Origin of the sequence: Xenorhabdus santafensis (assembly GCF_033949405.1) — a bacterium.
GTDB classification, from domain to species: domain Bacteria; phylum Pseudomonadota; class Gammaproteobacteria; order Enterobacterales; family Enterobacteriaceae; genus Xenorhabdus; species Xenorhabdus santafensis.
Map to the genome: position 1 here is coordinate 1 of NZ_VCDN01000067.1, position 2,973 is coordinate 2,973.

Here is a 2,973-nt window from a genome sequence, read left to right on the forward strand (position 1 = left end):
CATGTTAAGCCTCACGGTTCATTAGTACTGGTTAGCTCAACGTCTCGCAACGCTTACACACCCAGCCTATCCACGTCCTCGTCTCGAACGTTCCTTCAGTGTCCTCTAGGGACAAGGGAAGACTCATCTCAAGGCAAGTTTCCCGCTTAGATGCTTTCAGCGGTTATCTTTTCCGCACGTAGCTACCGGGCAGTGCCATTGGCATGACAACCCGAACACCAGTGGTGCGTCCACTCCGGTCCTCTCGTACTAGGAGCAGCCCCTTTCAATCTTCCAACGCCCACGGCAGATAGGGACCGAACTGTCTCACGACGTTCTAAACCCAGCTCGCGTACCACTTTAAACGGCGAACAGCCGTACCCTTGGGACCTACTTCAGCCCCAGGATGTGATGAGCCGACATCGAGGTGCCAAACACCGCCGTCGATATGAACTCTTGGGCGGTATCAGCCTGTTATCCCCGGAGTACCTTTTATCCGTTGAGCGATGGCCCTTCCATTCAGAACCACCGGATCACTAAGACCTACTTTCGTACCTGCTCGAGCCGTCACTCTCGCAGTCAAGCTAGCTTATGCCTTTGCACTAACCTCACGATGTCCGACCGTGATTAGCTAACCTTCGTGCTCCTCCGTTACGCTTTGGGAGGAGACCGCCCCAGTCAAACTACCCACCAGACACTGTCCGCAACCCGGATAACGGGCCTACGTTAGAACATCAAACATTCAAGGGTGGTATTTCAAGGATGGCTCCGTGCAGACTGGCGTCCACACTTCACAGCCTCCCACCTATCCTACACATCAAGGCTCAAGGTTCAGTGTCAAGCTATAGTAAAGGTTCACGGGGTCTTTCCGTCTTGCCGCGGGTACACTGCATCTTCACAGCGAGTTCAATTTCACTGAGTCTCGGGTGGAGACAGCCTGGCCATCATTACGCCATTCGTGCAGGTCGGAACTTACCCGACAAGGAATTTCGCTACCTTAGGACCGTTATAGTTACGGCCGCCGTTTACTGGGGCTTCGATCAAGAGCTTCTCCTTACGGATAACCCCATCAATTAACCTTCCAGCACCGGGCAGGCGTCACACCGTATACGTCCACTTTCGTGTTTGCACAGTGCTGTGTTTTTATTAAACAGTTGCAGCCAGCTGGTATCTGCGACTGGCCTCGGCTCCGGAAGCAAGTTCCTTCACCTAACGCCAGCGTGCCTTCTCCCGAAGTTACGGCACCATTTTGCCTAGTTCCTTCACCCGAGTTCTCTCAAGCGCCTGAGTATTCTCTACCTGACCACCTGTGTCGGTTTGGGGTACGATTCAATGTTACCTGGAGCTTAGAGGCTTTTCCTGGAAGCAGGGCATCAACCACTTCAGCACCGTAGTGCCTCGTCATCACGCCTCAGTGTTATCAGCCGTCCGGATTTACCAAAACGACCCACCTACACGCTTAAACCGGGACAAACCGTCGCCCGGCTGGCTTAGCCTTCTCCGTCCCCCCTTCGCAGTAACACCGAGTACAGGAATATTAACCTGTTTCCCATCGACTACGCCTTTCGGCCTCGCCTTAGGGGTCGACTCACCCTGCCCCGATTAACGTTGGACAGGAACCCTTGGTCTTCCGGCGAGCGGGTTTTTCACCCGCTTTATCGTTACTTATGTCAGCATTCGCACTTCTGATACCTCCAGCAGCCCTCACAGGCCACCTTCAACGGCTTACAGAACGCTCCCCTACCCAACAACACATAGTGTCGCTGCCGCAGCTTCGGTGCATGGTTTAGCCCCGTTACATCTTCCGCGCAGGCCGACTCGACCAGTGAGCTATTACGCTTTCTTTAAATGATGGCTGCTTCTAAGCCAACATCCTGGCTGTCTGAGCCTTCCCACTTCGTTTCCCACTTAACCATGACTTGGGGACCTTAGCTGGCGGTCTGGGTTGTTTCCCTCTTCACGACGGACGTTAGCACCCGCCGTGTGTCTCCCGTGATAACATTCTTCGGTATTCGCAGTTTGCATCGGGTTGGTAAGTCGGGATGACCCCCTAGCCGAAACAGTGCTCTACCCCCGAAGATGAATTCACGAGGCGCTACCTAAATAGCTTTCGGGGAGAACCAGCTATCTCCCGGTTTGATTGGCCTTTCACCCCCAGCCACAAGTCATCCGCTAATTTTTCAACATTAGTCGGTTCGGTCCTCCAGTTAGTGTTACCCAACCTTCAACCTGCCCATGGCTAGATCACCGGGTTTCGGGTCTATACCCTGCAACTTAACGCCCAGTTAAGACTCGGTTTCCCTGCGGCTCCCCTATGCGGTTAACCTTGCTACAGAATATAAGTCGCTGACCCATTATACAAAAGGTACGCAGTCACACCCGCAAGGGGTGCTCCCACTGCTTGTACGTACACGGTTTCAGGTTCTCTTTCACTCCCCTCGCCGGGGTTCTTTTCGCCTTTCCCTCACGGTACTGGTTCACTATCGGTCAGTCAGGAGTATTTAGCCTTGGAGGATGGTCCCCCCATATTCAGACAGGATACCACGTGTCCCGCCCTACTCATCGAGCTCCCAACACCAGCGTCTTCGGATACGGGGCTATCACCCTTTACTGCCGGCCTTTCCAGACCGTTCTCCTGACGCTGATATTGTTGATGGCTCTGGGCTCCTCCCCGTTCGCTCGCCGCTACTGGGGGAATCTCGGTTGATTTCTTTTCCTCGGGGTACTGAGATGTTTCAGTTCCCCCGGTTCGCCTCATTCACCTATGAATTCAGTGAATGATAGTGCAACGGATTGCACTGGGTTTCCCCATTCGGATATCGTCGGCTGTAACGGTTCATATCACCTTACCGACGCTTTTCGCAGATTAGCACGTCCTTCATCGCCTCTGACTGCCTAGGCATCCACCGTGTACGCTTAGTCGCTTAACCTCACAACCCGAAGGTGTCTTCAGATTGGAGTTTTTGAGAGACTCATCAGTCGCGTCATTGACGT

The 2,973-nt window shown here is 53.6% G+C and carries 1 rRNA gene; it reads right to left on the reverse strand.

Features of this window, described 5'->3' with window-relative positions:
• A 23S ribosomal RNA gene (locus FE392_RS15865) occupies positions 1-2,909 on the reverse strand.
• Positions 2,910-2,973 lie beyond the last annotated feature (64 nt).